General features: G+C 47.1%; 22 protein-coding genes and 1 other annotated feature. Of the genes, 15 read left to right on the top strand and 7 right to left on the bottom strand.

Going from position 1 to position 20,904, the window contains the following annotated elements; translation table 11 throughout:
• Positions 1 to 174 precede the first annotated feature (174 nt).
• The 5 genes from pssA (at position 175) to trhO (ending at position 3,388) form a co-directional block, all read left to right on the top strand.
• Positions 175 to 708, top strand: a complete 534-nt coding sequence (gene pssA, locus OWN49_RS17920) for a CDP-diacylglycerol--serine O-phosphatidyltransferase (protein ID WP_003156712.1) — start codon at positions 175 to 177, stop codon at positions 706 to 708.
• Complete coding sequence (locus OWN49_RS17915) at positions 699 to 1,187, top strand: DedA family protein (protein WP_003156711.1); 489 nt, start codon at positions 699 to 701, stop codon at positions 1,185 to 1,187. The genes pssA and OWN49_RS17915 overlap by 10 nt, the downstream gene beginning before the upstream one ends.
• A complete protein-coding gene (locus OWN49_RS17910) occupies positions 1,180 to 1,995 on the top strand; it encodes a phosphatidylserine decarboxylase (protein WP_015239079.1) in 816 nt (271 codons plus the stop codon). Before OWN49_RS17915 ends, OWN49_RS17910 begins: the two co-directional genes overlap by 8 nt.
• Before the next feature lie 42 nt (positions 1,996 to 2,037).
• On the top strand, positions 2,038 to 2,313 hold the full coding sequence (locus OWN49_RS17905) for a hypothetical protein (protein ID WP_003156709.1): 276 nt from the start codon (positions 2,038 to 2,040) through the stop codon (positions 2,311 to 2,313).
• A 106-nt stretch (positions 2,314 to 2,419) separates the two neighbouring features.
• On the top strand, positions 2,420 to 3,388 hold the full coding sequence (trhO, locus tag OWN49_RS17900) for an oxygen-dependent tRNA uridine(34) hydroxylase TrhO (protein ID WP_077721741.1): 969 nt from the start codon (positions 2,420 to 2,422) through the stop codon (positions 3,386 to 3,388).
• Between the two features lie 36 nt (positions 3,389 to 3,424).
• Here the strand turns inward: trhO and gltP are convergent, their stop codons facing one another.
• A complete protein-coding gene (gene gltP / locus OWN49_RS17895) occupies positions 3,425 to 4,675 on the bottom strand; it encodes a glutamate-aspartate/proton symporter GltP (protein WP_024084845.1) in 1,251 nt (416 codons plus the stop codon).
• A 370-nt stretch (positions 4,676 to 5,045) separates the two neighbouring features.
• On the opposite strand from gltP, the gene OWN49_RS17890 reads away from it, so the two are divergent.
• Positions 5,046 to 6,113, top strand: coding sequence for a branched-chain amino acid aminotransferase (locus OWN49_RS17890; RefSeq protein ID WP_025853807.1), 1,068 nt, complete (start codon positions 5,046 to 5,048; stop codon positions 6,111 to 6,113).
• Between the two features lie 40 nt (positions 6,114 to 6,153).
• Here the strand turns inward: OWN49_RS17890 and OWN49_RS17885 are convergent, their stop codons facing one another.
• The 4 genes from OWN49_RS17885 to OWN49_RS17870 all read right to left on the bottom strand — a co-directional run bounded on the left by OWN49_RS17885 (position 6,154) and on the right by OWN49_RS17870 (position 11,178).
• Positions 6,154 to 7,557, bottom strand: a complete 1,404-nt coding sequence (locus tag OWN49_RS17885; protein ID WP_161985653.1) for an amino acid permease — start codon at positions 7,555 to 7,557, stop codon at positions 6,154 to 6,156.
• A gap of 113 nt (positions 7,558 to 7,670) precedes the next feature.
• On the bottom strand, positions 7,671 to 8,618 hold the full coding sequence (mmuM, locus tag OWN49_RS17880; protein ID WP_053104613.1) for a homocysteine S-methyltransferase: 948 nt from the start codon (positions 8,616 to 8,618) through the stop codon (positions 7,671 to 7,673).
• 115 nt (positions 8,619 to 8,733) lie between these two features.
• Positions 8,734 to 10,170: an alanine/glycine:cation symporter family protein gene (locus tag OWN49_RS17875; RefSeq protein WP_014304265.1), complete on the bottom strand. Its 1,437-nt coding sequence runs from the start codon at positions 10,168 to 10,170 to the stop codon at positions 8,734 to 8,736.
• A gap of 24 nt (positions 10,171 to 10,194) precedes the next feature.
• Entirely contained in the window at positions 10,195 to 11,178 is a 984-nt protein-coding gene (locus OWN49_RS17870; protein ID WP_176283096.1) for a glutaminase, read from the bottom strand.
• 243 nt (positions 11,179 to 11,421) lie between these two features.
• On the opposite strand from OWN49_RS17870, the gene OWN49_RS17865 reads away from it, so the two are divergent.
• From OWN49_RS17865 to OWN49_RS17850, 4 genes are all read left to right on the top strand, one after another.
• Positions 11,422 to 12,714 (top strand): sensor histidine kinase, encoded by a 1,293-nt coding sequence (locus OWN49_RS17865; protein WP_270908865.1) that lies wholly within the window; start codon positions 11,422 to 11,424, stop codon positions 12,712 to 12,714.
• 1 nt (position 12,715) lies between these two features.
• Positions 12,716 to 13,663 carry a DNA-binding domain-containing protein gene (locus OWN49_RS17860; RefSeq protein WP_069013085.1) on the top strand — a complete coding sequence of 316 codons (948 nt, stop codon included), beginning with the start codon at positions 12,716 to 12,718 and terminating at the stop codon, positions 13,661 to 13,663.
• Positions 13,664 to 13,959: 296 nt separating this feature from the next.
• On the top strand, positions 13,960 to 14,880 hold the full coding sequence (locus OWN49_RS17855) for a macrolide 2'-phosphotransferase (RefSeq protein WP_172614414.1): 921 nt from the start codon (positions 13,960 to 13,962) through the stop codon (positions 14,878 to 14,880).
• A 48-nt stretch (positions 14,881 to 14,928) separates the two neighbouring features.
• Positions 14,929 to 15,179, top strand: a binding site (T-box leader).
• Between the two features lie 88 nt (positions 15,180 to 15,267).
• The gene (locus tag OWN49_RS17850; RefSeq protein ID WP_015388747.1) at positions 15,268 to 15,432 is read left to right on the top strand and encodes a tryptophan RNA-binding attenuator protein inhibitory protein; all 165 of its coding nucleotides are present in this window, start codon (positions 15,268 to 15,270) and stop codon (positions 15,430 to 15,432) included.
• 79 nt (positions 15,433 to 15,511) lie between these two features.
• Here the strand turns inward: OWN49_RS17850 and OWN49_RS17845 are convergent, their stop codons facing one another.
• The gene (locus OWN49_RS17845) at positions 15,512 to 16,405 is read right to left on the bottom strand and encodes a cation diffusion facilitator family transporter (RefSeq protein WP_058906537.1); all 894 of its coding nucleotides are present in this window, start codon (positions 16,403 to 16,405) and stop codon (positions 15,512 to 15,514) included.
• Positions 16,406 to 16,802: 397 nt separating this feature from the next.
• Here OWN49_RS17845 and OWN49_RS17840 point away from each other — a divergent pair, with 397 nt between their 5' ends.
• The 4 genes from OWN49_RS17840 to OWN49_RS17825 all read left to right on the top strand — a co-directional run bounded on the left by OWN49_RS17840 (position 16,803) and on the right by OWN49_RS17825 (position 19,429).
• Entirely contained in the window at positions 16,803 to 17,423 is a 621-nt protein-coding gene (locus tag OWN49_RS17840; protein WP_077721745.1) for a nitroreductase family protein, read from the top strand.
• 24 nt (positions 17,424 to 17,447) lie between these two features.
• Positions 17,448 to 18,386: a ring-cleaving dioxygenase gene (locus tag OWN49_RS17835; protein WP_044053421.1), complete on the top strand. Its 939-nt coding sequence runs from the start codon at positions 17,448 to 17,450 to the stop codon at positions 18,384 to 18,386.
• A 135-nt stretch (positions 18,387 to 18,521) separates the two neighbouring features.
• Positions 18,522 to 18,911 (top strand): DoxX family protein, encoded by a 390-nt coding sequence (locus tag OWN49_RS17830; RefSeq protein WP_003156689.1) that lies wholly within the window; start codon positions 18,522 to 18,524, stop codon positions 18,909 to 18,911.
• 179 nt (positions 18,912 to 19,090) lie between these two features.
• Entirely contained in the window at positions 19,091 to 19,429 is a 339-nt protein-coding gene (locus OWN49_RS17825; RefSeq protein WP_077721746.1) for a thioredoxin family protein, read from the top strand.
• Positions 19,430 to 19,767: 338 nt separating this feature from the next.
• Here the strand turns inward: OWN49_RS17825 and OWN49_RS17820 are convergent, their stop codons facing one another.
• Positions 19,768 to 20,151 (bottom strand): DUF2512 family protein, encoded by a 384-nt coding sequence (locus OWN49_RS17820; RefSeq protein ID WP_003156684.1) that lies wholly within the window; start codon positions 20,149 to 20,151, stop codon positions 19,768 to 19,770.
• A 153-nt stretch (positions 20,152 to 20,304) separates the two neighbouring features.
• Between OWN49_RS17820 and OWN49_RS17815 the strand changes: the two genes are divergently transcribed.
• Positions 20,305 to 20,733, top strand: coding sequence for a cell wall hydrolase (locus OWN49_RS17815; RefSeq protein ID WP_003156683.1), 429 nt, complete (start codon positions 20,305 to 20,307; stop codon positions 20,731 to 20,733).
• The last annotated feature ends 171 nt before the right edge of the window (positions 20,734 to 20,904 follow it).

Raw genomic sequence — 20,904 nt, 5'->3', positions numbered from 1 at the left:
GGCGAAAAAACAAAAATCACCAGATTAGATTGTTCAAATAACACCAAATGCTGTATAATAAAAGAATTTGAATGATAGCATTGAAAGAATTTCATTTTATGTTTCCTTAAAATGTATTCTTTATGCATACGCAGTCCGATTTGATATGGTTTTAATTGGAGGTTTGTGTAAACTGTGAATTATATACCTAGTATGATTACAATTGGAAATTTCATTTGCGGGCTCTTATCGATTCATTCCCTTTTGTATCATAATATACACTCTGCGGTGATCTTTATTTTCACCGGGATGTTTCTTGATTTCTTTGACGGTTTGGCCGCCCGTAAGCTGAACGCGGTATCGGAGATGGGAAGAGAGCTTGACTCTTTTGCTGATCTCGTGACGTTCGGCGTAGCGCCGTCCATGCTCGCTTACAGTGTTTCACTATATACGCTTCCGTTCATCGGAATTTTAATCGCGCTTTCCTACAGCATCTGCGGGATGATCCGTCTTTCCAGATTTAATATTGAACAAAGCAAGCTGCCGACGTTTATCGGGATGCCGATTCCGTTTGCGGGTATGTGTCTTGTCATTTTGAGCTTTATCAATAACGCTTTTCTTCTGGGGGCGGGAACGATCGCGCTCGGTTATTTAATGGTCAGCAACATTAAATTTCCGCACTTTAAAAAACAGGCGCCTGAAAACCTGGAGAGCAGAAGATGGAATTAGTTCAGCAATTAATATCCGATTACGGATATATCGCGATTTTTCTTATGCTGACACTCGGTATTATCGGATTGCCTATTCCGGATGAAGTCATGATGACGCTTGTGGGCTACTTCGCTCATTTAAACGTGCTGAATTACGGGCTCTCCATTCTGATCAGCTTTATCGGAGCGCTCCTTGGGATGATTATCAGCTACTTCATCGGCAGAAAAGCCGGCCGCCCGTTTATTAATAAGTTCGGGAAATGGGTCGGCCTGAAGGAAAAGAGGATGGAGAAAGTAGACAGGTGGATGAAGAAGTACGGGCCGTACACCATTATTTTAGGCTATTTCATCCCCGGCATCAGACACGTGACCTGCTACTTTTCCGGAATCGGCAGAATGGAATTCAAAACCTACTTATGCTTCGCCGCCATCGGAGCGTTTTTATGGTGTTTTATTTTTATTACTATAGGAAAATTCATAGGAGTAATCAATGTTTAATACTGCCGCTAAAGTTCTTTACCGTTCATTGATTGAACTGACTAATAATCGATTGACGTCTTATCTCATTAAAAACTTCTGTGAATCGAAACTGAGCAAGCCGATGATTCCGCTGTTTTCCAAACACTATCGCATTAACTGGAATGAAACGGAACGCACGGCTTCTGACTTTGATTCACTGGCGTCATTTTTCATTCGTGATATTAATTTGAATCTCCGCCCCGTGGCAAAAGAGAAGAACGCCATCGTCAGCCCGGTGGACGGCGTCGTTCAGACGGTGGGCATGATTAATCCCAATCAAACTTTCATGGTAAAAGGGAAGGATTATTCGTTCGCTGAACTGACGGGGTTTAAAAGCGCCGATCACAAGTATAACGGCGGGTGTTTTGCCGTGCTTTACCTGAGCCCGAGACATTACCACCGCTTCCATTCTCCCGTCAGCTGCACGTATCAAAAGCTGGCCGAGCTGGGGAAACGCTCCTATCCCGTTAATACGATGGGGTTAAAGTACGGGAAAGATGTGCTCTCAAAAAATTACCGTTATGTGTACGAGCTGACCCGTGCTGATCAGCAGATGCTCATGATTCCGGTAGGTGCGATGAATATTAACTCGATCGTTCAGACAAACACCGGAAACCGGCTTGAGACGGGGGAAGAGCTGGGCTATTTTTCATTTGGATCGACCGTTATTTTAGTATTCGAGAAAGATATGTTTACCCCTTCGGATAACCTGACTGAAGGCCGTGAATTACAGGTCGGTCAGATCATCGGTTATGCGGAGTCACAGGAGGAGGCGTCCGCTTTATAAAAGCTGCTCCTCTTTTTTATATGGTGTAAGGAAGTGAACTTTATGGAAGAAAAGGATTTGGGAAAGCTGATAGAACAGTACCGGCATACAGGCGATCAGCAAATTCTTGAAGCGGTGCGGGATGCATGCCGGCCTGTTGTTGAGGCGCTCATCTCAGAACTGGCTGAAGACAGCGCCGATCTTCTGCGGGCAAAAGGCCGTGACCGTTTTCCGTTTATTATCGGCAAGTATCAGACCGCGGCCGGCCTTTCGCTTGAGACCTTTTTGCGCAATACGTATCGGTTTTATTTTCAGCAGGTTTTAAAAGGCGAAGCGTGACTGGAAGAAAGAGTACGGACGGAAATGTTCATCTTTCGCCCGTTTTCCTGTATGATATAGTATAGTGTGCGTGATCATTAATATAATTGAACAGGGTGTATAAATCATGGAAAAACAATATAGAGTTTTACTTTATTATAAATATGTAAAGATTGATGAGCCTGAAGAGTTCACGGCTCAGCATTTGAAGTTTTGTAAGGAGCTCGGTCTGTTAGGCCGTATTTTGATTTCTGAGGAAGGCATTAACGGCACGGTGTCCGGAACAGTTGAACAGACGGATCAATACATGAATGCGCTGAAAGCTGATCCGCGTTTTGCCGACATGCCGATCAAAATTGACGAGGCTGACGGCCATGCATTCCGCAAAATGTTTGTGCGCCATAAAAAAGAGCTGGTGACGCTTCGTCTCGAAGATGATGTTGATCCGAATGTCACGACGGGCAAGCATTTGAAACCGAAAGACTTTTATGAGCAAATGCAGGATCCTGACACGATCGTGATCGACGCCAGAAACGACTATGAGTATGACCTCGGTCATTTCCGCGGAGCGGTCAGACCTGATATTGAGGCGTTCCGTGAACTGCCGGACTGGATTGAAGAACACAAAGACATGCTTGAAGGCAAAAAAATCCTCACGTACTGCACAGGCGGCGTACGCTGTGAGAAATTTTCCGGCTGGCTGCTGAAGCAGGGCTTTGAAGACGTGTCCCAGCTTGACGGCGGTATCGTCACTTACGGTAAAGATCCTGAAGTGCAAGGGCAGCTGTGGGACGGACAGTGCTATGTGTTTGACGAAAGAATCAGCGTACCGGTCAACCGCGTAGAGCACGTTATCATCGGAAAAGATTATTTCACGGGCGAGCCGTGCGAGCGTTATGTGAACTGCGCAAATCCGGCATGTAATAAAAAAATGATCTGCACACCTGAGAATGAATACAAATACATGCGCAGCTGCAGTCACGAATGCCGTACGAACGAACGCAACATGTATGTGAAAGAGCACGAAATGACTCAGGAAGAAATCAATGAACGCCTTGCTTTGATTGAAAAAGAGGATCATGGGGCGATTGATTAATAGAAAAGACCACCAATGAGGTGGTCTTTTTTGTGTTTACATACTTTCTGTCCGTGCGGTCTGGTCTGCCGTGACAGGTCCTTTATATTTGAAAGCTTTTTCCCATTTGGATACGACGATGCAGGCGACCGCATGGCCGGGCACGTTGACACCGGTTCGCGCCATGTCCATGACGCGGTCGACACCGGCAATGATGGCGACGCCTTCCGCGGGGAGACCGACCGCATTCGCTGTCGCCAGAAGCACGACGAGTGAGCCTGACGGGACGGCGGCAATGCCTTTGCTTGTCATGACGAGCACAAGCATCATCAGAAGCTGCTGAGAAAGCGGCATCTCCACATGAAACGCCTGCGCCAGGAAAATACAGGACACCGATAAATAGAGGCTGGAGCCGTCACAGTTCAGCGATAAACCTGACGGAACCACAAAGGAGACGACCCGCTTCGGGCAGCCATATTTCTCCATCCGATCCATCAGCTGAGGCAGAATGGTTTCTGTGCTTGTCGTGGAAAAAGCAATCAAAAACAGATCCCAAATCATTTTCAGCACTTCAAAGTACTTGATTTTAAAGATAAGCCCCACGATCGGAAACAGAACAAAAAGTATCAGGAACAGCCCGAGAAACACAGTGCCGATCAGCTTCAGCATCGGGAGCAAAAGCGCGATTCCGAATTGCCCGACGGAGGCGGCCATCAGGGCGAGAACGCCGATCGGAGCGGTGACCATCACCATCTGCGTCAGCTTGAACATAATATTTGCCGTGGATTCAAAGAAATTCATGACAGGTGCGGAGGCTTTGCCGATGCCGGCTGCGGCAACACCGAATAGGATCGCGAAAAAAATGACGGCGAGTAGATCATTTTTCGCCATAACGTCAATGATGTTAACGGGGATAATATCAAGAAGCATTTGTTTCAGGTCGACTACTTTTTCCGTATAGCCGGAAAGCTCGTGAATGTCTTTTTTAGCAAGATGAGAGAGGTTAAGTCCGACTCCCGGCTTCAGCACGTTTGCCAATAACAGACCGAGCGCCAGAACGAGCGTCGTAATCACTTCAAACCAAATAATCGTTTTGATGCCGAGACTGCCCATTTTTTTCATACTGCCGCTGCCGGCGGCTCCGATAACAATGGTCGAAAACACGATCGGCACGACAATCATTTTAATCAGGCGGATAAATCCGTCTCCGACGGGCCGCAGCGCCATCCCGAAATCCGGGAAGAAATGGCCGATCAATGCTCCGATGGCTAAAGCGATCAAAATCTGGAATGCGATAAATTTTTTCAAGCGAATCCCCCTTTTACTTGCGCATTTCTTACGTAATTCGTGAAGCAGGCGGCAACCACCTTCCTCTCCGCCATAAATTTGTCACATTATTGACTGTGCGAAAGGAAGGATTGCTTTACATTATGTAAGCGCAATCATTGAATATGACAGAAAGTCCGCATTGGAAAAAAAGAAGGAGCATAAAAATAAAGAAAGATTTCTGCTGAAAATATTAAAAATTTTGATAATTATCCTCTTATAAGTGGTATATTTGATATGATATGGTCAACTGCATTCTCATATATCTGTGCATACAAGATTCGGGACAGAAAAAACATGCAGCTCAGAAAAGACTGAAAATTTAAACAATTAGAAGAAAGGTGTGCTTTTGTTGAATCAACTGATTGAAAGACGTAAGGTCACAGCTAGAAAAGAAAAACCGGATTCCGCTTCATTGGGATTTGGCAAGTACTTCACAGATTACATGTTTGTCATGGATTACGAAGAGGAGAGAGGGTGGCATGATCCGAGAATCACACCTTATGAACCGGTCCATCTGGATCCTTCCGCATCGGTTTTCCATTACGGGCAGGCCGTATTTGAAGGGCTGAAGGCATACAGGTCAGAAGACGGACGGGTGTTGATGTTCCGTCCTGACCAAAATATAAAACGGCTGAATAAATCGTTACGGCGGATGAGCATGCCGCCTCTTGACGAGAAGCTGGCGCTGGAAGCATTGATACAATTGGTTGAGCTGGAGCAGGAATGGATACCGATAGAAAAAGGAACCTCTTTATATATCCGTCCGTTTGTGATTGCGACTGAGCCTTCTTTAGGTGTCCGGCCTTCAAAGCGTTACAAGTTCATGGTTGTTCTGACGCCGGTCGGTTCGTATTACGGCGATCAGCTGAAACCGATCCGCATTTATGTGGAGGATGAGTATGTGCGTGCCGTCACCGGCGGAGTGGGCGACGTCAAAACGTCCGGAAATTATGCGGCCAGCTTACAGGCTCAGCGGAAAGCCGAAGAACTGGGGTACGATCAGGTGCTTTGGCTCGACGGGGTGGAAAAGAAATATGCCGAAGAGGTAGGGAGTATGAATATCTTTTTCATCATAAACGGAGAGGCCGTAACGCCGGCGTTAAACGGAAGCATTCTCGGGGGCATCACACGCGCATCTGTGATAGAGCTGTTAAAAAGCTGGGGCATCCGTGTCAGGGAAGAACAGGTCGCCATTGATGACATCTATGAGGCTGCAATGAGAGGCGAGGTGTCAGAAGTATTCGGTACGGGAACCGCGGCCGTCATCTCGCCGGTCGGCGCGCTGCACATTCACGGAGAAACGATTGAGCTGAATAACGGTTTGATCGGTGAAGTGTCAGAAAAGCTCTATGAAACGATTGCCGGCATCCAAGTCGGGAAGGTGCGGGATTCGTTCAGATGGGTGGTTGAAGTATAAATGAAAAAAGAACCCTTGCGCCGCAGGGTTCTTTTTTTGGTTATTGGGATTTTACGGCTTGCACGCGGGCTCTGCTTTTCCGGTTTTTCAAGTAATAAGCGGTGTAGCAAACGGCCATAAAGGCAATTCCGCAATAAAGGGCGATGGCCTGGTTCGGATCAAAAGCGATGCCGATACAGGAGGCGAGGCATAGGAGAAAGGCCGCTATCGGTACGGCCGGATATCCCGGCGTCCTGTATTTCAAGTCTGAAAGCTGGTGCCCTTCTTTAAGAAACCGTCTTCTGAACAAAAATTGCGAGGCGGCGATGCTCATCCACACAGCCACTACCGCAAATCCTGAGACAGAGACGAGAACAAGATAGACTGTATCCGCTGCAAATACGCTTGACAACAATGACAGAATGCCGCCGATCATACTGAAGATCAGAGCGTTAAAAGGAATGCCTTTAGAGGTCAGCCTGGCAAAGGCGGGATGAAGCTCCCCTTCTTTAGACAGGGACCACAGCATACGTGATGACGCGTACAGCCCTGAATTGGCCGCGGACAGAAGCGCCGTTAAAATGACGAAATTCATCAGATCGGCCGCATAAGGCACGCCGACTCTGTCAAATACCGTGACAAACGGGCTTTCAATCACACCGGCTTCCTTGATGGAGATCATCCCTGACAGCACAAAAATCGTTCCGATAAAGAAAAGCGCCAGCCGCCAGACTGTGGTCTTAATGGCGCGCGGAACGGTTTTTTCCGGATCGGCGCTTTCCCCGGCGGCGATTCCGATCAATTCCGTCCCTGAAAAGGCGAAGTTTACTGAAAGCATCGTCATCAGTATCGGGAAAAAGCCATTTGGAAAAAGGCTGCCGCCATCCGTAAAGTTCGACAGCATAGGTGCGGCCTCACCGCTTTTCATCGGGACGAGGCCGAACATCGCCGCTCCGCCCAATAAAATAAACAGTAAGATGGCTAAGACTTTAATGCTTGAGAACCAAAACTCCGATTCAGCAAAAAATTTCACGGAGAAGGCGTTTAATAAAAAGATGAAAAGAGCGAATACCGCACTCCACATCCAAACTGAAGTATGCGGGAACCAGCGCTGCATGAAGAGCCCGGCCGCCGTGAATTCAGAGCCCAGCGCCACCGCCCACGTCAGCCAGTACAGCCATGCGACCGTAAAGCCCGTCGCGGGCCCGATATAGGTCTTCGCATAGGTGTGGAATGCGCCCGTCACCGGCATGGCCACTGACAGTTCACCGAGGCAAAGCATGACAAGATAGACGATGCCCGCGCCCAAAAGGTAAGCGAAAATGGTGCCCGCCGGACCCGCCTGATGAATGGTATACCCAGAGCTTAAAAACAGCCCCGTTCCGATCACACCTCCGAGTGATAGCATAAAGAGGTGTCTGCTTTTCATACTTCTCTGAAAATTCGTCTCGTTCTTGTTGTTCATTGTTTTCCAACTTTCTGCGAGGGCCGTTCTAATAAAAAATCTCATGCCGGCGAACGGCACGAGATTCCGGCGAACCGGCTTTTTGAATAGAATATACAAACTATTCCGATTAGTCAAGTTGTTTTTAAGGTTTTGGCCCAATCGGCAATGGCTTGGATGTCCGCGGGTTTCGTCCGGCAGCAGCCTCCGATCAGGCTCACGCCGTTTTCGTACCAGCTTTGCGCGCTTTTTCCGAAATGGTTTTCGCACGCTGCGCCTTTCCAGGTTTTTGTCACCGGGTCATATTGTTCACCGGAGTTCGGATAGGCGATAATCGGTTTGGATGCTGCCCGTTTGATTTCTTCTATCAGCGGCGGAATATGTTCGATCGGTGTGCAGTTGATGCCGATCGCTGCGATTTGGCTGCAGGAGTCAAGCAGGGCCGCGCATTCGGAAATAGGCGTGCCTTCGCTGATATGCCGTCCGTCTTTAGCGCTGAAGCTGATCCATGCATAAGTGCCGGGGAATTCCTCCAGCAGCCTTGTGATCGCTTTTGCTTCTGACAGGCACGGAATGGTCTCACAGGCCAAAAGATCGGCGCCGGATTCTATGAGGGCTTTCATCCGGGGGCGGTGAAAGCTGATCAGCTCATCTTCCGTCAGTCCGTAATGCCCGCGATATTCAGAGCCGTCAGCGAGGCTCGCGCCGTAAGGTCCGATAGAAGCGGCGACCAAAGGTTTGGGCCGGTGTAAACGGTTTTCTTCATGAGCCCAAAATTCATCGCGTGCTTGTGCGGCAAGTTCAACAGATGTCTGAATGAGACGTATCGCATCGGTTTCCGGGATGCCGCGCGCTGCAAATCCTTCAATTGTCGATTGATAACTGGCGGTGATCGCGCAATCAGCGCCGGCGGCAAAATATTCTGCATGCACCTGTTTGATCAGTTCGGGTCTCTCCAAAAGAATTTTGGCCGACCACAGATCGTCATGTAAATCACAGCCCATCCGCTCAAGCTCGGTTGCCATCGCGCCGTCTATGATCATAACCGGGTATTCATTTAATATTTGTGTAATGGGATTCATAGGCCTTCCTTTCTGACTTTACTGAAAATATATAAAAAGGGTAATGGACGCTATTCTCTTTGTCAATGAACCGGCGGAAAAAAGGTGTTCAGGACGCTGCCCGAACACCTTTTGTTTAGGAAATGTTTTTGCCTTTCGCGCTTTTCGCGATATCTGAATACTCCCAGCATTCGATCCCGTCATCATCAGGGAGCACATCTCTGTAAAAGACGGGGTCCTTTCCGGCTTTCTTTTGCCGGGCATAATCGCTCAAAGCGGCAAACGCTTTTTTCGACAGAAGGAAAATCGCGATTAAGTTCACGACCACCATTAAACCCATGAACAAGTCAGCCATATCCCACACAAGCTGGACTTTGGAAATACAGCCGAACAGTACCATTCCGAGCACGCAGATACGGTAAATGAACAGCCATTTTTTGTTCTGGCTTAAAAATCCGATATTGGTTTCTCCGTAATAATAGTTGCCCATCAGAGCGCTGAAGCCGAACAAAAGCATTAAGACGGCAAGGAAACCTGACGCCCACGCGCCGACATGATCGCTCAAGGCAGCCTGAGAAAGCGCGATGCCGCTCAGTCCCGGCTGGTGATAAGCGTCTGAAAATAAAATGATAAGCGCCGTGCTTGTACAAATGACGAGCGTATCCGTCAGGACGCCGAATGCCTGAATGAGCCCCTGTTTCACCGGGTGGCTCGTCGTAGCTGTCGCCGCCGCGTTCGGAGCGCTTCCCATACCCGCTTCATTTGAGAAAATCCCGCGTCTTACACCTTGCATCAAGGCCGCACCTAAAGCGCCGCCCGCTGCCTGATCAATGCCGAACGCATTTTTTACGATTAGCGACAGAACGCCGGGCAATTGGGTGATATTCGTCAGAATGACAAAGAAAGCGACACCGATATATAAAACGGCCAAGACGACTACGATGTATTCCGCCATTTTCGCAATTCGTTTGACGCCGCCGAAGATTACGCCGCCGAAAACCAAGATTAAAATAATGCCCAATGTAAGCCGGCTGGTGCCGAATGCGTTTTGAAAGGCGACGCTGATCGTATTGGATTGAACGGAATTAAAAACAACCCCGAATGACAGTGTGATTAATACGGCGAACAGCGCGCCCATCCAGCGTTTCTTCAGGCCTTTTTCCATGTAATAGGCAGGTCCGCCGCGGAATCCGTTTTGATCTTTTACTTTATAAATTTGGGCCAGCGTGCTTTCAACAAAGCTTGAAGCCGAACCGATGACTGCGATAATCCACATCCAGAAAATAGCGCCCGGACCGCCGAGTGCGATCGCAATGGCGATTCCGGTAATATTCCCTGTTCCGACACGCGCCGCCATACTGATGCAAAATGCCTGAAACGGGGAAATGCTGTTTTTTGTCCGGGCGGCCGCGCCTTCCTTCAAAACCCGGATCATTTCCTTCAGCATGCGGACTTGCAGACCCTTTGATCTGAACGTAAAAAACAGTCCCAGAGAAAGAAGCAGTACGATTAACAGTTTTGACCATAAAAAATCATTTGCCGAGCCGATTACATTTTCAAGGAATTCCTGCATCCAATCACCTCTTGGTTCGTTTGATTAAAAAATACTGAGCTCCCACTCCTGTGCGATATGTTTCAGCAGCATGCCGCCGGTCAGGCTGTTGCCGTATTCATCAATGGCCGGACCGTAAATGCCGATGCCGCAGCCGTTATGAAAAGGCTGCTCTCTTCTGGCGCTTGGGGGAACCAATGCCATGATGCCGCCGGATACCCCGCTTTTGGCCGGGACGCCGACGAAAGCCGCATATTTGCCTGACGCATTGTACATCCCGCACGTCAGCATCAGGGCTTTGGCGAGTTTCGCGACATCTTTCGGAATGACCTGTTCCCGTCGGATCGGATGGTAGCCATCATGGGCAAGTATCAATCCGATTAAAGCGATGTCCTCGGTTGTACTCTCCATGGCACACTGCTTTAAATACACTTCAAGCGTTTCTTCCACATCCGCCTCGAGAAAGTTCGTTTCTTTTAAATAATAGGCGAGCGCTCGGTTCCGATGCGCGGTCTGCCATTCAGAACGGAAGACCTCCTCGTGAATGTGAGGCCGTTTCCCTATTAATTTTTCAAAAACGGAAAAGAGATATTCTAATTTATCATGCGCCGTTTCACCCGGAAGCAGCGAGGCGACGGTAATGGCGCCGGCATTGATCATCGGGTTGAAGGGCTTCCCGGGTTTATGGATTTCAAGCCGGATGATAGAATTAAACGCATCACCCGTCGGTTCCACGTCCACACGATCCAGCACGTAAGAAATGCCTCTGGACATGCAGGCGGCAATAAAGCTGATGACTTTTGAGATGCTCTGCAATGTGAACGGGACATTCCATTCGCCGGCATGAATCATTGAGCCATCCGGCTCTAATATGCAAATGCCCAGCTGAGAGTCGTTGATTTCTCCGAGGGCGGGTATATAATTTGCGCTTTTTCCATTGACGGAAAACGGTCGGTAATGCTCGACCCAATCTTGTAAAAGTGAAGCCAGTTCCTCTTTTTCAAGGCGCTCTCTGACCATATCTTTCATAACATTCCTCCTCTATTGCAAGCCTGTCCGAAGCGGAAACCGGTCTTGGAAAACGTTTTCAAAAATAGCGTGTTCCATGTTAATGTATAATGACATCTACAGAATCATACAAAATACGACAAAATCATTCTTAAAATAAGCCGATAGATTTATAAATCAGCCGGAGTGTCCGGCCATTCGGGTCTAAAGAAATTTGCGGACTGTATCGGTCTTGTTCAAAATAGACAGAAGAAGGAAGTGATTATGATCAGGCTCGACTATTTACTGAAAAAAGACGGCTATCTTTTCGCTCTTATGCTGATCACCGTGCCGCTGGCGGGGGAACTGAAATTTTACCCCCTGAATGAGGTATATCGGATCAGCTTCGGCGCCCCGGCTTTTTTCTTTTTTCTTCTGCTGCTTCGGCATGTGCCGGCGGTATTGTCAGGGCTGTTGACAGGTGCAGCCGTTGTGGGATTCCGGATCGGCCTGGCGTGCTGGGGGGGAGAGCATGCCGGATTTACGGCGGCTTTTTTCAGCCAATATCCCAGTTTCTTTTTTTACTTTACATATGCCTGTTTGTTTTATGTGCTGAAGGTCAGGCTTTTTTGGGATCGGCCGCTCATGATCGGGTTTCTCGGTTTTCTCATTGAAATGGCGTCCGATGCCGTTGAAATGACGGTTCAGTTTTCCGGCGGCAAGCAGATTATGATGCCGGACAAGCTGGCGGATATCGCGGTTATCGCTGTTTCTCACACATTTATTGTGCTGAGTTTTTTCAACGTGATGAAGCTGCACGAATCTCAGGTCAGGGAAAAACAAACGAGAAAGCAGCATGAGCACATGCTGATGATTGTATCTAACTTATATGAAGAAACGATTCATTTGAAAAAAACGTTAAAAACGACGGAGCATGTGACGAAAGAATCCTATCAGCTGTATCGGGAAATGAGCGGGAACGACCGGGAGCTCGGGAGCCGAATGCTGCGCCTTGCGGGAGAAATTCATGAAGTGAAAAAAGACAATCAGCGAATATTCGCCGGCCTGTCGAAGCTGATTTCAAATGAGAGATTCCGGGATTACATGAAGGCCGCCGATCTGGTCGGCCTCGTTATCCGCATCAATGAAAAATACGCCGAATCTTTAGGCAAAGACATTCAATTCAAAAGCGTGATTGAAGGAGAACACCCCGATTATCACGTCTTTACCGTCCTGTCGATCTTAAATAACCTGACCGCCAATGCCGTCGAAGCCATGGGTGACAGGGGTGAGATCCGCCTCGCGCTGCGCAGGGCTGAGGGGGAGATGGCCGAATTTGAGGCGGAAGATGACGGTCCCGGCATCCCGGAAAAAATCGGAGAGGTAATCTATGATCCCGGATTTACGTCCAAATACGATGAATTCGGCACACCTTCAACGGGCATCGGGCTTTCATACGTGAAGGAAATCGTAACCGAACTTGACGGAGACATTTCCTTTCATAACAAGCCAAAAGGCGTCATATTTACGATTAAGCTGCCGGTGAAGCATTTGATTGCAGAAAGGATGAACTCATAATATGCGTTTTTTTATAGCTGATGATGACCGGGCGATCCGTTCCATTTTAAAACAGATGATTGAGGACGAGGACTTAGGCGAAGTCGTCGGTGAGGCAGAGGACGGAAGCCAGATTGAAGGGCATTATCTCCATTTCAAACAAGTCGATATTTTATTAATTGATCTGCTGATGCCGGGCCGGGACGGGATTGAGACGATACGGCATCTTCAGGGGTCGTACAACGGAAAAGCAGTGATGATATCGCAGGTGGAGGCAAAGGAAATGGTGGGAGAAGCTTATTCTCTCGGCATCGAATACTTTATCCATAAACCGATCAACAAAATCGAGATCGTCACCGTTTTGCGAAAAGTAAAAGAGCGGATTGAACTGGAAACCTCGATCGGCGACATCCAACATTCGTTAAGCCGTCTTATTCAGCGGAATGAACCGAAAAAAAGCGGGCCGGGGGGGATGCACGAGAAATCAATCAAAGAAACAGGAAAATTTCTTTTGTCGGAATTAGGCATCGTGGGAGAAAGCGGGGCGCATGACCTCATGGCCGTCCTTCACTATTTATTTGAGGATGAACAGGCGGAAAGAAACATCCCGTCTTTAAAGCAGATGTTTACAAACGCCGCCATTCGGAAGCTGGGACCTGCGGCGGCACAAGCCGAGGTTAACAGAGAAATCAAAGCCTCGGAACAGCGGATCAGAAGAGCGATCATTCATTCGTTAAACCATTTCGCTTCATTGGGCACAACTGATTTTTCAAACCCCAAATTTGAATATTACGCCTCGAAATTCTTTGATTTCCCAGCTGTCAGCAAGAGAATGAAAGAAATGCAGGCCAAGGAAACCGTGCCGCTTTCTCCGGTTAAAGTGAATATGAAAAAATTCATTCACGTCTTTTTTTTGGAGGCGAAAGATTTACGCGAAGGATCAAAATTTGTCAGCGGAGGCAGCCGGTAAGCTGATAAATAGGGTTTACGTATATAAGGTTTTTGTGTAAAATAATGTTAACTAAGAAGGAACGGAGGGATCCTGATGGCTGATCAAATTCCGGTTTTCGCACTAATGAAATAGTGTCAAAGTCTCTGCCTTGAGCGCGGAGGAAACCGGGATTCTCTGCCTGAATAAGGAACCTGACAGTAATAGTGAGGGGGCGGCGATTATGCCGCCCTCTTTTTGGCGTCTTCACACATCTCTTTCTCCTCCGCCTAAAGGCGAAGCTCTGTGTCAGTCAATAAGGGAAATGGGGAAACGAAATGACAAAACAAAGGGAAATAGAATCCGTTCTGAACATCGCAAAGGAAAATGGCTTACGGTTAAAATATGAAGGGGCGGACATAAATGAAACGGGTATGGACTTCCAAGTCGTATTTGCTGAAGATGACAGCGGCGTGACATGGGTGCTCCGAAAGCCGCGCCGTCCCGATGTTATCGAAAGAGCGGCTGCAGAAAGCGATGTTCTCGCGTTTCTCCGCAGCCATGCCGCGGTATCAGTCCCCGATTGGCGGATTCATACACCGGAACTGATCGCTTATCCGAAACTGGACGGAATACCGGCTGCCGCAATTGATCTGGATAAGAAACAGTATGTCTGGAATATGGAGCACGAGCCGCCTTCAGACGGTTTTGTCGGCTCGCTTGCCGCGGCATTAGCCGGGCTGCACGGGGCAGACCCGGCTGCAGCCTCCAGATCCGGAATTGAAATTATAAAACCGGATGACGTCAGGCAAAGGGCGGCGGAATCAATGGATCATATAAAAAAAGAAATCGGGGTCTCAGAGCCGCTTTGGAAAAGATGGCAAACGTGGATAAATGACAGCTCGTACTGGCCTGATTTTTCCGCGCTGATCCATGGCGACTTGCATCCTCCGCATATTTTGATCGGCGAAAATCAGCGTGTGACGGGTCTCCTCGATTGGACGGAGGCAAAGGTTGCCGATCCGGCCAAGGATTTTGTCCTTTATCAAGTGATATTAGGAGAAAAAGAAACAAAACGGCTGATGAAGAGCTACGAAGCTGAGGGCGGGCGCGTCTGGCCGAAAATGCAGGAGCATGTGACAGAATGGCAGGCCGCTTACCCTGTGGAAACGGCGAAGTTCGCGCTTCAGACGGGGCAAGAGGAGCATATGCAAATGGCGCGGGACATGCTCGGCCTGTCCGATCCGAAAGGTTATTGACTTCCGCCGGATGACAGCGTATGATACATTTTAAAATCATAGAACGGATGAACAATGCTGAGGAAGAGTAAGTACGCATCAGCGCGCGGGGTTCAGAGAGTCGGTGGCCGCTGTGAACCGATCCCCGTCCGGTGCCGAATGGGCTTCTGAATTGCTGCGCTGAAATGACAGTAGGCGGTGCCGGGATTCTTTCCCCGTTATCAAGAAAGGAGTATTGAAACCCTGAGTTTCTGTACTTTTTGAGAGAATGGCTTTTCAGCCGTTAATAAAGGTGGCACCGCGAAAACCTCGTCCTTTGATGGACGGGGTTTTTTTGCGTTGTTAAGGAGGTGATGGCCATGGAAAGTGACTGGAGACGGACAGACAATCAAAAAAGGAGGGATATTCATGGTGATCGCAACCGACGATCTTGAGCTCACGTGTCCGCATTGTGAAGGAACCGGCGAGGAGAAAGAAGGGACGCCCTGTCCGAAGTGCGGCGCGAAGGGCGTCATATTGACCGCTCAAGGAAACACGCTGCTGCATTTTATCAGAAAGCATATGGATCAGTGAAATCAAACGAATATGTAAAGAAACAGCACAAAACAAAAAAGCTTGTAGAAAAACATCGTTTTCTCTACAAGCTGCTTTTTCATTCTTCAAAATAAGGATTCACATGGATGAGCACTTCTTCAACATCTGAAAAGTGTCTTTTGATTTCATTTCGGATTTCCCGGGCTATATCGTGTCCCTGCTTAATCGTCAAATCATGATCCAAAGATAACCGGACATCAAGCAATTTATAATGGCCGTGTTCTCTCGCTCGGATTTTATCGAGCCGTTTGACTTGAGGGCAATGCAAAATAACCGCTTTATATTCCTCTATCAGTTCGGGATCAACACTTTTTTCCATGAGAACGTCAACAGACGGCCTGATTAATTCCATTGAAATCTTAAAAATGAGGTACGCCACGATGACACTGGCAATTGCATCGGCGTACAACAGATAGGACCATCCGCGTGTGTTCCCGATAATCGCCAATAGGACGCCGATAAAAGCGGCAAGAGAGGCAACGATATCGCCTTTATGATCGTATGCAATCGCTATAATCGCTTTACTGTTCCATTTTTCCCCTTGTTTGATCGAATAACGATATAAGATCTGCTTAGCCACGTAGGATATCAGAGCCGCAAACAATGCGCTGTATTGCGGGATGCTTGGACCTTCAACAAAGGACGAAATCGCTTCTATCAGAATATACACGGAAACGAGCACTAATATGATTCCTACAATCGCTTCGCTGATGACCTCAGCTTTGCCATGCCCGAAAGGATGGTCTTGATCGGGCGGCTTATTAGAAATACCGATGACGGCCAGGACAGCAATTGAAGCCACGACATCCGCTGCAGAATGTATACCGTCGGCAAAAACTGCTTCACTATCGCCTATCAGTCCAAAAAAGATCTTTCCTGCCATTAAGATCAGATTGGCTATCAATGCAATCAAAGCAACTTTTTTGCTTATTTGTTCTCTTTCACTTGTCATTTTTTCCTCCTATAAAACTGCACAAAAAAATAGGAGCGCTTTTGATTCGCTCTCCGTATCCTTTCTTGTGTAATCACTTTGCTTATCATATCAATTCAGTTTCGAGTGGGTCTATAGCAAGGTTGTTTCCTGTTTACTAATAAATAAGGTGACAGAAAAAAAGTTGGAGCAGGGCTAAATAGTACATAAACAAAATTGCGCTGAATTTAAAAATGAACTGTTGACATTTGAGTATTTATCTTTTATTATTATCTTGAATTCAAGATATTTTAATTCAAGATAATTTAATTAGAGTGCAGGATAAGAACCTGCCGATCGTTTCGTTTTTTGATCATATGCTATTTGATTTTTTATACCATAATATCTCGAATTCGAGATAAAGGGGAGTGCGAGAGAAATGGCTGAATTTGTACAGCTGGTGAATGAAAGAAGATCTGCAAGCAACTTTCTTCCAGAACATCCAATCACAAGAGATGAGCTCAACGAAATGTTTGAATTGGTTGCGTTGGCTCCATCAGCTTTTAATTTGCAGCATACAAAATATGTGACGGTTCTTGACCCGGAGGTAAAAGAAAAGCTGAAGCAGGCCGCAAACGGACAATATAAAGTGTTCAGCTCATCAGCGGTTCTTTTGGTTTTAGGGGATAAGCAGGCATATCAGCAAGCGGCTGACATCTATGAAGGATTGAAGGTGCTGGGGGTATTAAGTAAACAAGAGTATGATCACATGGTTCAAAACACCGTTTCGTTTTATGAAAACAGGGGAGAACTGTTTAAGAGAGATGAGGCGATAAGAAATGCTTCACTTTCTGCGATGATGTTTATGCTGAGTGCTAAGGAAAAAGGCTGGGACACCTGTCCGATGATAGGGTTTGATCCTGAAGCCGTGAAACAGATTTTGAATATAGATGATCAATTTGAGGTTGTCATGATGATTACAATCGGGAAAGAAAAAATAGAAAGCAGAAGGCCGCGCGGCTACCGAAAGCCTGTGAATGAGTTTGTGGAGTATATTTAAATATTTGTAAAGGAGCGGATAAAAATGGCTAAAAAAACGATGGGAATCCATCATATTACAGCAATTGTCGGTCACCCTCAAGAGAATGCTGATTTCTACGCTGGAGTGCTGGGGCTGCGATTGGTCAAGCAAACGGTCAATTTTGATGATCCGGGTACGTATCACCTTTATTTTGGGGATGAAGGCGGGAAGCCGGGAACAATCATCACATTCTTTCCGTGGGCGGACGCCCGTCAAGGCATCATTGGAGACGGACAGGTTGGCGTGACATCTTACGTCGTGCCGAGAGGTGCTATGGCGTTTTGGGAAAAGAGACTTGAAAAGTTCAACGTGCCATACACAAAAATCGAGCGCTTTGGAGAACAATATATAGAATTTGATGATCCGCATGGCCTGCATTTAGAAATCGTGGAAAGAGAAGCAGGGGAGGCCAATACGTGGACTTTCGGAGATGTAACCCCGGATGTTGCCATTAAAGGCTTTGGCGGTGCAACCCTGTTATCAGCACAGCCTGAAAAAACAGGTGAACTGCTGGAAAACATCATGGGGCTTGAGCGAGTCGGCAAAGAAGGAGACTTCGTTCGTTATCGTTCTGCCGGTGATATCGGGAATGTGATTGATCTTAAATTAACGCCTATCGGCCGCGGACAAATGGGTGTCGGCACAGTGCATCACATCGCTTGGCGGGCTCAGGATGACGAAGATCAATTAGATTGGCAAAGATTCATTGCTGCGCACGGATATGGTGTGACTCCTGTTCAGGATAGAAACTATTTTAATGCGGTTTACTTCAGAGAACATGGGGAAATCTTATTTGAAATCGCAACTGATCCGCCGGGCTTTGCACATGATGAATCACAAGAAACAATGGGCGGAAAATTGATGCTCCCTGAGCAGTATGAACCGCACCGGGCACAAATTGAACAAGGGCTGCTGCCGTTTGAAGTAAGGGAACTAGATTAGTCTTAATGACTGCTGACGCATGAAGAAAAAGAAAGAGACATATATTCAACAGATGTTTGCTGGAGGCGACTGTTGGTAAACAAGCTGCCTGCCTTGCAGCACATCATATAATATGAAAAATAAGGAGAGATAAAAATGGAAGATGCAGGACTATTACTTATTCGAATCATGATTGGTGTGGTGTTTCTGTTTTATGGATCACAAAAATTATTCGGCTGGTTTGGCGGATACGGGATTAAAGGAACCGGACAATGGTTCGAGTCAATTGGAGTTAAACCAGGTAATGCCGCGGCCGCTTTATCAGGTCTCGGGGAACTCGCAAGCGGAATTTTATTTATTTTAGGTGTATTCCTCCCGCTTGGAGCTGCTATCATAACAATCATTATGTTAGGTGCCATTGTAAAAGTTCATGGAGCGAAAGGGTTTGCGAACGGTGCCGGCGGTTTTGAATATAACGTGGTGCTGATTGCCGTCTCCATCGGAGTTGCACTCATCGGTTCAGGAGCTTACGCTTTGCATTTTTAATATAAGTATCTAAGAACAGTTACTGAAAAGCGGTAACTGTTCTTTTATTTTTCAAGCACGACGTTAAGGTGCTCTGAATCGCAAAAAAGCGGATATGATCCATATAAATGTGTATAGTGAATGTACGAGTATTGATGAGCTTGGTCATGAAAGACGAGCCGATTTGAAGGAGGGTTTTGATGAAAGAGCTGACAGACTTACATTCATTAGATTCTATCGAGAATTGTATTAAGCAGCATCAATTCAGTTTTATCTACATTTCAAGACCTGCCTGTACAGTATGTCACGCTGTTCTGCCGCAGCTCAGAAACGTATTGGATCAGTTTCCGAATATCAAATTGGGGCATACCAACGCTGACGAGGTAGAAGAGGTTGCCGGCAGATTTTTAGTCTTCACTGTCCCCGTGCTTCTTTTGTTCATTGATGGGGATGAGTTTCTGAGAGAAGCCCGCTTTGTTCATTTTGAACAGCTCGAAGAAAGGCTGAAAAGGGTTTATCAGTTATATCAAGATGTATAAAGTGTTTATACTTTACAAATAAAAAGCCCCCCTTTAAGGGGCTCAGGCTGTCGAGGAAATCTCGACAGCCTTTATTTTCCCCTTAAAATATCCATTTCCCTGTCATAAAATAAAAGACCCGCACAAGAGACGCTTCTCAAAACACAGCCGAATTCGTTCTGTTTGACCAACTCGTCGAAGAGGATCACCTGCTTCGAAAAATTGATAAATACATAGATGTCCTTTTTCTGCACCTGAAATCAAATGAATATGTAAAGAAACAGCACAAAACAAAAAAGCTTGCAGAAAAAACATCGTTTTCTCTACAAGCTGAAGGCCGTTATCCGGCCTTTTTTACATTATTCGGACCGGGGTTCTAAAAAACGGGACCCTCCCAAGTCTTTTCTCATCAGATAGATATGGAAAAAATATTCTCCGACGGCGATGATGACGGCGGAAATAAGAGCGGCAAACGCCAGTCTTCCTCCGGAAATGCCCATGGACAGCGGCATTCCCATCAGCCAGACAACAAGAAACGCGATTCCGAAATCAGCGGACGCCGCCGTGATATTATTCCATCTCGGAAGCACGTACAGGTCGCCCGTAAAGTAGGAAACGGCTCCCAGCACAATGGTCATCAGCAGCACGTCGCCGAATGTAAAGCGAAAACCTAAGCCGAGTATCAGATACAGAATAATGATGGTCATAATGCCTTTAATGGCAAGCGCTTTAATGTGTTCCATGCGAATTCCTCCTTATGGAAATCATGTTAGTATGTTTCCTCATAACGTGAAATATAAACCCTTTTTTCGTGAACATTTGTTTTCTGGCTTTTGGCTGTCATCACTGGGCCGCGGCTGAATATGATGAAAGGAGAAAATACGGGAGGTGTCATGATGGCAGTCGTAAAAGCGTCGAGCGCCGATGTCGATCTAATGGCAAGGCTGCTCAGGGCGGAAGCGGAAGGCGAAGGGAAGCAGGGAATGCTTTTGGTCGGCAATGTGGGAATCAATCGGGTGCGGGCGAATTGTTCTGATTTTAAAGGCCTGCGCACCATCAGGCAGATGGTGTTTCAGCCGCACGCGTTTGAAGCGGTGACTCACGGATACTTTTACCAGAGACCGCGTGAATCCGAGCGGAGGCTTGCCCGCAGGAACATTAACGGAGAACGGTTTTGGCCGGCTAAGTTCAGTCTGTGGTACTTTAAGCCGCCGGGCAACTGCCCGCAGACTTGGTATGGCCAGCCGTTTGTCGCCAGATTCAGATCCCACTGCTTCTATCAGCCGACAGGTGAGACGTGCGAAAACGTATACAATACATTTTGATCCCGGGCGCACCGTTCTTAAAATGAACGGTGTTTTTTTAATGTTTTGTGAAGAAAAATAGGAAAAAAGTGCGCTTGACGGATGACAAGCCAAAAAGAAACAGAGGGGGTTTTCTTCCGGCGGGGCAAGGTTTGTCGAAACAATGTGAAAAATGTCTCCCGCCGTTCATTT

This window comes from Bacillus sp. NEAU-242-2 (genome assembly GCF_027853835.1).
Lineage (GTDB): Bacteria > Bacillota > Bacilli > Bacillales > Bacillaceae > Bacillus > Bacillus velezensis.
Note: the sequence above shows the minus strand (reverse complement) of the source record. Positions and strands in the feature narration are given on the sequence as shown.

Bases quoted from the DNA above. Each gene is read 5' to 3' on its own strand.
- OWN49_RS17915 (WP_003156711.1), top strand. From the start codon at position 699: ATGGAATTAGTTCAGCAATTAATATCCGATTACGGATATATCGCGATT.
- OWN49_RS17910 (WP_015239079.1), top strand. From the start codon at position 1,180: ATGTTTAATACTGCCGCTAAAGTTCTTTACCGTTCATTGATTGAACTG.
- OWN49_RS17905 (WP_003156709.1), top strand. From the start codon at position 2,038: ATGGAAGAAAAGGATTTGGGAAAGCTGATAGAACAGTACCGGCATACA.
- trhO (WP_077721741.1), top strand. From the start codon at position 2,420: ATGGAAAAACAATATAGAGTTTTACTTTATTATAAATATGTAAAGATT.
- OWN49_RS17885 (WP_161985653.1), bottom strand. From the start codon at position 7,557: ATGAACAACAAGAACGAGACGAATTTTCAGAGAAGTATGAAAAGCAGA.
- mmuM (WP_053104613.1), bottom strand. From the start codon at position 8,618: ATGAATCCCATTACACAAATATTAAATGAATACCCGGTTATGATCATA.
- OWN49_RS17875 (WP_014304265.1), bottom strand. From the start codon at position 10,170: ATGCAGGAATTCCTTGAAAATGTAATCGGCTCGGCAAATGATTTTTTA.
- OWN49_RS17870 (WP_176283096.1), bottom strand. From the start codon at position 11,178: ATGAAAGATATGGTCAGAGAGCGCCTTGAAAAAGAGGAACTGGCTTCA.
- OWN49_RS17865 (WP_270908865.1), top strand. From the start codon at position 11,422: ATGATCAGGCTCGACTATTTACTGAAAAAAGACGGCTATCTTTTCGCT.
- OWN49_RS17860 (WP_069013085.1), top strand. From the start codon at position 12,716: ATGCGTTTTTTTATAGCTGATGATGACCGGGCGATCCGTTCCATTTTA.
- OWN49_RS17855 (WP_172614414.1), top strand. From the start codon at position 13,960: ATGACAAAACAAAGGGAAATAGAATCCGTTCTGAACATCGCAAAGGAA.
- OWN49_RS17850 (WP_015388747.1), top strand. From the start codon at position 15,268: ATGGTGATCGCAACCGACGATCTTGAGCTCACGTGTCCGCATTGTGAA.
- OWN49_RS17845 (WP_058906537.1), bottom strand. From the start codon at position 16,405: ATGACAAGTGAAAGAGAACAAATAAGCAAAAAAGTTGCTTTGATTGCA.
- OWN49_RS17840 (WP_077721745.1), top strand. From the start codon at position 16,803: ATGGCTGAATTTGTACAGCTGGTGAATGAAAGAAGATCTGCAAGCAAC.
- OWN49_RS17835 (WP_044053421.1), top strand. From the start codon at position 17,448: ATGGCTAAAAAAACGATGGGAATCCATCATATTACAGCAATTGTCGGT.
- OWN49_RS17830 (WP_003156689.1), top strand. From the start codon at position 18,522: ATGGAAGATGCAGGACTATTACTTATTCGAATCATGATTGGTGTGGTG.
- OWN49_RS17825 (WP_077721746.1), top strand. From the start codon at position 19,091: ATGAAAGAGCTGACAGACTTACATTCATTAGATTCTATCGAGAATTGT.
- OWN49_RS17820 (WP_003156684.1), bottom strand. From the start codon at position 20,151: ATGGAACACATTAAAGCGCTTGCCATTAAAGGCATTATGACCATCATT.
- OWN49_RS17815 (WP_003156683.1), top strand. From the start codon at position 20,305: ATGGCAGTCGTAAAAGCGTCGAGCGCCGATGTCGATCTAATGGCAAGG.